Origin of the sequence: Daejeonella sp. (assembly GCF_044232565.1) — a bacterium.
Taxonomy (GTDB): Bacteria; Bacteroidota; Bacteroidia; order Sphingobacteriales; family Sphingobacteriaceae; genus Daejeonella.
In genome coordinates, this window is the sequence record NZ_JBIILQ010000315.1 from 1 (window position 1) to 9,233 (window position 9,233).

At 36.0% G+C, this 9,233-nt stretch carries 3 protein-coding genes and 1 pseudogene; 3 read left to right on the top strand and 1 reads right to left on the bottom strand.

Translation table 11 applies throughout. The features are described 5' to 3' along the window. Window positions 1-318, top strand: a pseudogene (locus tag ACILQF_RS12630) (efflux RND transporter periplasmic adaptor subunit); the annotation flags it as partial. A gap of 14 nt (window positions 319-332) precedes the next feature. On the opposite strand, the gene ACILQF_RS12635 reads toward ACILQF_RS12630, so the two are convergent. After that, the gene (locus tag ACILQF_RS12635) at window positions 333-6,878 is read right to left on the bottom strand and encodes a PKD-like domain-containing protein (RefSeq protein WP_395627757.1); all 6,546 of its coding nucleotides are present in this window, start codon (window positions 6,876-6,878) and stop codon (window positions 333-335) included. Window positions 6,879-7,194: 316 nt separating this feature from the next. Here ACILQF_RS12635 and ACILQF_RS12640 point away from each other — a divergent pair, with 316 nt between their 5' ends. Both ACILQF_RS12640 and ACILQF_RS12645 read left to right on the top strand, forming a co-directional pair. Beyond that, window positions 7,195-7,698 (top strand): hypothetical protein, encoded by a 504-nt coding sequence (locus ACILQF_RS12640; protein WP_395627758.1) that lies wholly within the window; start codon window positions 7,195-7,197, stop codon window positions 7,696-7,698. Window positions 7,699-7,963: 265 nt separating this feature from the next. Then, a complete protein-coding gene (locus tag ACILQF_RS12645) occupies window positions 7,964-9,202 on the top strand; it encodes an acyltransferase family protein (RefSeq protein WP_395627759.1) in 1,239 nt (412 codons plus the stop codon). Window positions 9,203-9,233 lie beyond the last annotated feature (31 nt).

The window sequence follows — 9,233 nt, forward strand, 5'->3', positions numbered from 1 at the left end:
CGTGCACCGATTAAAAATGCCGGAAATTTTCAGGCAGGAATGCAGGTTAGTGTTTTTTTGCCGGTTTCTGAGATCAATGATGCATTGAGTCTTCCAATGGATGCAGTAGTTAGGGATGGGCGAGGCACTCATGTTTGGGTTAAAACCGGGATAAATACTTTCTCTCCACGCATTGTTCAAACGGGAGCTGAAAGCGGAAACCAAATTATAATTCTTTCTGGATTAGAGGGTGTTAAAGAAGTGGTTATGAGTGGTGCTTATTTATTATCAAGTGAGTTTTTGCTGAAAAAAGGACTTGATCCGATGCTTAAAAATTGAGAGCTTATTAAACTTTATCTTTTTAAGATGAAATAACCCTTGTTAAGAGTTTCTATTTTTCGACCCGAAAGGGTTCTTTTTGTGGTGATAAGATAATAGTACACTCCATCACTCAATGGTGTATTGGTATTACTTAATAATCCGGTATTTGCATAACCTTTAAAAACACGATCATTTTCATTATAGCCTTCCAATTTAAATACCTCGTTACCCCATCTATTGAATATTAAAACAAGGTTTTCAGGGAAAGAAATAATATTTTCAATTTTAAAAAAGTCATTGCCTAAACCATCGTCGTTAGGCGAAACAAGAGGGTCTGGTTTTATATCTGGATTAGTTGGAAATTTGTTATTTTCATTGCTTGGAATTGATCCTGGTTTTGGATAATTATCTTCTATCATAACAGTTGCGCCAGAACCGATTCTAACGTATGTATCTGAGCTTGAAATAATCTCAATTTGAATATTTTCTTGACCTTCAAATTCATCATCGCTTAATGCAGCAATGGTAATTTTCTCGATTGTATTAACTTGTCCTTTAGGGATTTTAATCTCAATAAATTGATCTAAAGGCACGTAGTCTAGGTTTTTTATTGCAATACCCCCATAACCTACCTTGATTATAACATCATCTTTAAATGGCCTTAAAAGTGTTGCACTTACGGTTACTTTTTTGCCTTCTGGAACAATGCTAAAAGCAGGAGTAAGGCTTACGATTGTAAATGGAAACACCTCAATTTTAAGGACTGCCTTTGCACATAATCCAGATGTGTTACAAATTTCATAGTCAATAGTTTCTAATCCCCAAAATCTAGGGTTTGGCGTGTAATTAAAACTACCATCATTATTAAAGGTGAAACTACCGTTTTTGGGACTGCTTTTTGCAGTAAATTTTAGACTTTCACCTTGTTGGTCGGAGTCGTTTGATGCAACAGTGCCTGTTATTGTAACTTCTTCATCAGTACTAAAATAATCATTTAAAGCAATTGGCGGACAATTCCCAGATAGTACATCAGCATAAATAAGCTGGCTACAGCCCTTGGCGTCGATTACAAGTAGCTTATATCTTCCCGCAATTAAATTATCGATACTATTGCTGCTTCGCCCTAAGCCGACCCATTCTAGCGTATAAGGCATTGTTCCTCCCTCAATTAAGGCATTTATCATACCATCTGTAGATAATTTGCAGGTAGAATTTTTAACACTAACTGACACTTTTAAAATATCAGGTTGTTTAATTTCGATACTTTCAGTCGCTGTACAACCATTGGTATCCTTAACTACTACAGTATAGATATTGCCAGCTTCAACATTGCTTAGGTCTTCGGTAATTTCATTGTTTGACCATTTAAAGCTGTAGGGCAAAGTGCCACCGCTAATTTGTAAATCGATCTTGCCATCTTTGACACCAAAACAACTAACATCAGATTTTGTGAAATTGATTTTTAAAGGAGTGGCTGGCTGCTCAATTTTGATTGACTCTGAAAATATACATCCTTTGGCATCTTTTATTTGAACTGTATAAATCCCTGCATTTAGTTTATCGATTTCATCCCCTGTTTCTCCATTTGACCAGGTATAAGTATATGGTAATGTTCCTCCATTTGCTGTAATTTTGATGGATCCGGTTTGACCTGCAAAGCATGTAACATCAGACTTAACAAATGTGAGTCCTAAGGGAGCTGAAGCTTGCGTAATTAAGACATTTTGATTGATTATTATATAGCAATTAGGAATTGTAGCATCACGAATGTAAACTTTATAGGTTCCAGGGCTAAGTCCTGTAAAAACAGGACTACTTTGCCAAGTGTTAGCAAAATCGATACTGTATTCATAAACTCCGAATCCCCCCGATACGTTTACAACTTGTAAGAATCCATCATTTTTACCGAAACAATTAACATTACTTGACACTACATTTCCGGTAATTGGAGCACTTGCTTGTTGAATTATGGCAGTTCCATTACCCAAATTGGTGCATGAATTGGCATCACTTACAGATGTAATTTTATATGTTTTTGATGCTATGGCACTCACGTTGAATGTATAATCATTTGTGCCAATGCCACTAATGGTCTGTGTTACTGTTCCGTCTGTGTAGTTTATTGTCCAAGGCGCCTTACCAGTTAGATTTATGCGTAGAGTTGCACTCGCTCCATAACAAACACTTGTTGACCCACTTATGGTAGCGCTAGGCAATAGTTTTACAAAAACTTTATAAGTGATAGGTATACCAGCGCAACCATTTAAAAGGGGGGTAATGGTATAATTTATTATTCCTTCACTTAAGCTGTTATTGGTAATAGCCTGTGCTGTAATATTGCCTGTTCCATTCGTTAAAAAACCACTTAAATTTGAACTTGCACTGGTGGCAGTCCAACTAAATGTAGTTCCAGAAATATCTGATGTTAAAATCACCTCCGATGTACTAGCTCCCGAACAAATGCTTTGTTGTAAAACGCTATTTGTGATTTTAGGTAATGGGTTTACCGTAATTGTATAGCTTTTTGATAATCCTATACAGGCATTAAATATTGGCGTAACTGTAATAATTGCAGTTTGAGAAATATTGGTTGTGTTATTTGCTGTGAATGCAGTTATGTCACCATTGCCACTCGTGGCTAATCCTATGCTTGGATTTGAGTTTGTCCATGTAAAAGTTGTGCCAGCTAATGAACTACTAAAAATGTTCAATGAAACTGTGGCTCCAGAGCAAACAGTAATATTAGATGGTTGGGCTAGATTTGGAATTGGATTTATATTAATTTTGAATTCAAAGCTTGCGCCACTACATCCATTGAGGCTCGGCGTAACTGTGATTGTTTCAATTAGTGTACTTAATCCATTATTTGTTGCTATAAAGCTTGGTATGTTTCCAGTTCCTTGTTCGACTAATCCAATGTTGGGATTCCTTCTTTCCCAAGTATAAGTAGTACCAGGTTGGTTAGCATTAAATACTATTTCTGGAACAGTTTCTCCAGCACAATAAGTTCGATTCTGTAAACTATTCAAAACAGGCTTTGGAGCTACTTTAATAGGTATAATTTTTGAAACACTTAAGCAGTTGTTGATGCTTGCACTGACTGAATAATTTCCAGACATACTTAAATCGGCATTGGAACGAATAATTTCATCGCCAGTAGTTGTGAAGCCTTTTGGCCCGGTCCAGTAATAAGTTGCTAAAGGATTAGGGTTTTTGATTTTAATAAGCAAATTTTCGCCTTCGCAAATGGGACTAATAAAAGCCTGTATGTCTGGTTCTGGCGGAGCTCCCGGACTGCTAATTGAGAGTGTAGAGCCGATAGTGATACAGCCTAAGCTGTTTTTTACTGCTACCGAATAACTTCCTGCCGCTAAATTGGTAAAAGTCCCACCATTGGCAGTAAAGTTAAGGCCGCCATCAATTGAATACGCTAAAGGGCCATTTCCAGTTGCTGTAATGGTTATTTTGCCGTCATCTGAATTACAAACTGTTTCGTTTTCTGCTGCTGCAGATAATATAATTGGTGTTGGATTAACCGATATGTTATAAGTTGAAGGAGGACCATCGCATCCATTTAATGTTGGGAACACTGTAATGGTTGCTGTTTGTTGACTATTTGATGTATTTGTAGCAAAAAAACTTGTATAATTTCCAGTTCCACTTATTGGAAGTCCAATGGAAGGATTCGAATTTGTCCATTTGAAAGTTGTTCCCGCAAGACCAGAATTGAAATTTGTTGAAGGAATAATTTCGCCAGTACAAACAGTGATGTTGCTAGGTGCATTAACTGTTGGTGAGGGCTTGATGGTAATATTAAACGAATACTCAGGGCCTGTGCAACCATTTAGAGATAGAATGATTTTTATCGTTGCCGTAATTGGCACATTACTGGCATTTGTGGCAGTAAAAGCTGGAATACTACCCGTTCCGCTAGCCTGAAGCCCGATACTAGGATTGGAATTAGTCCAAGAATATGTTGCACCTGCTGGTAAACTATTAAAGGAAGTAGCCGGTACATTTTCTCCTACACAAAAGATTTTATTTGTGAGCGTAGTGAGTATAGGAACGGCGTTAACAGTGATATTTATGCTATTAGATAAACTTTGACATGAATTTGAGGTAGCGATAACAAGATAGTCGCCAGACATTGCCTGCGATGCATTTGGGATTGTAATTGTTGATCCAGTGGCAGTAAATCCAAGTGGCCCCGACCAATTATATATGGTATTTGGTTCAATATTTGAAATGGAAAGAGTAATTGAATTTCCTACACAAATTTGTGTACTGGCTGTATTGATATTAGGTGTAGTTGGAATGAATGGGCTTATAATATTTAGAGGGCCTATTTTATTGATACATCCTGCCTGATTGCGTACCCAAACGGTATAGCTACCTGGCGCTAAACCTGTAAAATTACCGTTGTTTTTCACATAATTTAATCCGCCATCAATTGAGAATTCTAGTTCTGAGTTACTTGATGCTGAAACAGTAATTGTACCATCATTTACTCCACACTGTGTTTGATTGGTTGCAGATGCATTCGTAATTTGAGGTAAAGGATTAACAGTTATGTCGAAAGTGGAAGGCAGACTTGTACATCCATTACTTGTAGCATAAACCGTTATCGTTGCCGTAATTGGCACATTACTGGTATTTGTGGCAGTAAAAGCTGGAATACTAACCGTTCCGCTAGCCTGAAGCCCGATACTAGGATTGGAATTAGTCCAAGAATATGTTGCACCTGCTGGTAAACTATTAAAGGAAGTAGCTGGTACATTTTCTCCTACACAAAAGATTTTATTTGTGAGCGTAGTGAGTATAGGAACGGCGTTAACAGTGATATTTATGCTATTAGATAAACTTTGACATGAATTTGAGGTAGCGATAACAAGATAGTCGCCAGACATTGCCTGCGATGCATTTGGGATTGTAATTGTTGATCCAGTGGCAGTAAATCCAAGTGGCCCCGACCAATTATATATGGTATTTGGTTCAATATTTGAAATGGAAAGAGTAATTGAATTTCCTACACAAATTTGTGTACTGGCTGTATTGATATTAGGTGTAGTTGGAATGAATGGGCTTATAATATTTAGAGGGCCTATTTTATTGATACATCCTGCCTGATTGCGTACCCAAACGGTATAGCTACCTGGCGCTAAACCTGTAAAATTACCGTTGTTTTTCACATAATTTAATCCGCCATCAATTGAGAATTCTAGTTCTGAGTTACTTGATGCTGAAACAGTAATTGTACCATCATTTACTCCACACTGTGTTTGATTGGTTGCAGATGCATTCGTAATTTGAGGTAAAGGATTAACAGTTATGTCGAAAGTGGAAGGCAGACTTGTACATCCATTACTTGTAGCATAAACCGTTATCGTTGCCGTAATTGGCACATTACTGGTATTTGTGGCAGTAAAAGCTGGAATACTACCCGTTCCGCTAGCCTGAAGCCCGATACTAGGATTGGAATTAGTCCAAGAATATGTTGCACCAGAAATGTTGCTAGTGAAATTTATGCTAGGAATAGTTGAGTCTGTGCAGACTTTGATGTCTGAAATAAGATTGACTTGAGGTGCTTGGTTTACACTTATAATAGCAGGATTAGAGCTTGTTGTTACGCAGGCATTGCTAACCTGAACATCATAAATTCCTGAATTCGAAGCATTTACATTTGAAATAATTAAATTAGCACTATTTGCACCCGCAATGGGCGCTCCATTTTTTTGCCATTGGTATGTTAGCGCTAAATTACTGGTAGCAGTTACGCTAAGGTTGAGCTCATCACCCTCACACAAAGATTTATTTGTTAGATTGGATAAAATGGGTGATGAATTTAAGGTTAAACAAAACACAGTTGAATATTTGTCTAGCGGGTCAATTACTCCAAAACTAGAAGGGCTACTGCATATATTATCAACTAATGCTCTATAACACATAGCTTGAGTAATATTGCTATAGTTTAGGGTATTTGTTTTATTATCTATTATTGTCCAATTAGTTGTGCCCACCGGTGCTGATTCCCATCGAAGTACAGGCCCTGTTTGGCCGCTTAAAAACAATGTCCCATTAGCTGGAATACAACTATTTGAGTTTAGGGAGCTTATAGTACCACCAGATAGACTTGCCGAGTTTTGAGCATAATAGAGAAATACAGGTTCTGAAATATTAGTGCAGGGAATAGAGTTATTTGAAACTATTCTTCTTATTCGATAATCTCCTGAAGCATAATTATTTGGATCTAGAATAAAATTTGTAATATTTGTTTTTGATAAATCTGAAGATGTAATGGGCGAGTTAGTTGAAGAAACTATCGTTTTATATGCAGTACCACTAAAGGAAACTTCCCATAAATAAGTCTGCCCACTGCCGGGCGTATTTTTATCTCTAATTGTTTGATAGCTATTATCACCGCAAGCAGTGTTGTATATTCTTGTTGCTCCAGCAACAAATTCAATTTCATTTGGAGTACATTGCCCATAACTATCTTGGTTCCAAACGCAAACTAATGCAAAAAAAAATAATAGTTTTTTAATAGCGTTTACCATCTTGTGCTGTAAAGATAATTTCACAAAAAAATGATTTGAATGCAAAGTACTTTTTACTGTGTAAATGAGAGCCGTTTAATAAAGAATTAACTTTGTCATTTTTCTATATCACTCTTGAACGAAAACTTTACTAATATATTTCTAATCAAATACCATTATTGGTCATAGATTTATTTTCTTCATAAATATTTTCATAAACACCAAATTTTATTTTTTTGATGAGAATCAATTAATGTGTTGATTAGTATCGTCTTCTTAAGCAGGTAAATTCAGCATTTTTGAAAATAGCAATTGCAAAGTCCCTTTTAAACCTATTATTTACCATTAAACAGAAGAAATTATGAAAAATTTAAAATCCTTTCTCATCCTGATTATTTTAATTTCGGGATTTTCATCGATCTCCAACGCCCAGATTGTATTGCCAGAAGTCAAGATAGAAGCGATAAATTATAAATATCTCAACTCCGTTGGCGATGCAGTTGCTCTTCCAGTAAAGCGTCTTCAGCGCGAAGTTGCCGCTTTCGATCTAAAAACTTCAGACTTTTATGAAGATGAGTATGACACGTATTTCATTTCTTTTTACATTCCTGAAGGAGAAATTTTGGCTGCCTATGATAAAGATGGTAAGCTATTGCGCACTGCCGAAAAATATAAGAATGTGAAGCTACCTATTCCAGTAGCAGCAACAGTCGCTCAAAAATACCCTGGTTGGGGTATAGCAAAAGATGTTTACTTAGTCAGTTATTATGAATCGAAAGGGATTAACAAAGTTTATAAATTAATCCTCGAAAATGGAAATAAACGAATGCGAATAAAAACCAATGAAAGTGGGGATATTATTTAAGTTTTTTTTTGAATTTTAGAGAAGCAGCCTGAAAAGGCTGCTTTTTTTTTATTCAATTTAAACTATATCTGGAGGCATTTATTGGGTATGTTTTGAGAGCTGGATTTTAATATGAAATATTTATTGTTTTTTCTCTCAATAAAAAAGTATATCTTAATTTTTATAATTAAAAGTCTCATATTTAGCGTATTGGCTTGAAAACTTAGGTGATGCTAAAGTTTTGCTTTCTTTGATTTGAAATAGTATATAAAATGATAAAACAATAATGCCTAAAAACGAATTGAACCTGGATAATTTATCCTCAGCTGACACGATTATAAACCCATCTTTACCTATTGGTCGTATTGCCTCAGTTGATATTTATCGTGGTTTTGTGATGCTACTTATGATGGCAGAGGTACTTTCTCTTTCCGAAGTTTCAAGAGCTTTACCAGGAAATAAATTCTGGGAATTTTTGTCTTTCCATCAAAGTCATGTGCCTTGGATAGGCTTGAGTTTGCATGATATGATTCAGCCCTCTTTTACTTTTTTGGTTGGTGTTGTTCTGCCTTATTCTATTGCTAACAGAAAAAACAAAGGGGCAAGTGTTCAAAATATACTAACTCACACTATTAAACGCTCCCTTATTTTAATATTCCTCGGAATATTTTTGCGTTCCATGCATTCGAACCAAACTAATTTTACATTCGAGGATACACTCACTCAAATTGGATTGGGCTACACCTTTCTCGTTTTAATCTCTTTTTACTCTCAACGTGTTCAAATTATTTCTTTGACTGCCATCTTGTTTACCTATGTCTTGGTATTTGCACTTTATCCGCTACCTAATGCTTCCTTCGACTATGCTTCTGCTGGTGTCAGTGCAGATTGGCGCCATAATTTAACGGGTTTTTCAGCGCATTGGAATAAGAATACTAATTTCGCTTGGGCTTTTGATCAGTGGTTTTTGAATTTATTTCCTAGAGAAAGTTCATTTCTTTTCAATTCAGGGGGCTATTCAACGCTAAGTTTTATCCCAACCTTAGGGACAATGATTTTGGGACTTCTAGCAGGAAATTACCTGAATTCGTCTGTAACAGCTCGTAAAAAACTTAATTTCTTGGTTTTTATAGGAGTTTCATTGATTATGTTTGGTGTTTTACTTCATCTAAGTGGTATAAATCCCATTGTGAAACGTATTTGGACTCCTGCATGGACAATCTTTAGCGGTGGCATCTGTTTCTTGTTTTTAGCCTTATTTTATGGATTAATTGATATGAAAGGAAAGCAGCAGGGGACTTTCTTTTTGATGGTTATTGGTGTAAACTCAATTGCAGCTTATGTTATCGCAGATGGCGGAATGAGAAATCTTATCAACGACTCATTGTTTATCCATTTGGGCGCAAATTTTGATCAGGTATTTGGTTCCGCTTATGCTACTTTAATAAGCGGCGGACTAGTTCTATTGTTTGAGTGGTTGATTTTATATTGGATGTTTAAGAAAAAAATATTTATTAAGATTTGATTTCATTTTTTAAAAAAATCTCATAGTTTAT

What these genes read in the sequence shown, in the direction of transcription:
- ACILQF_RS12645 (WP_395627759.1), top strand. Translation starts at nt 7,964, where the DNA reads ATGCCTAAAAACGAATTGAACCTGGATAATTTATCCTCAGCTGACACG.
- ACILQF_RS12640 (WP_395627758.1), top strand. Translation starts at nt 7,195, where the DNA reads ATGAAAAATTTAAAATCCTTTCTCATCCTGATTATTTTAATTTCGGGA.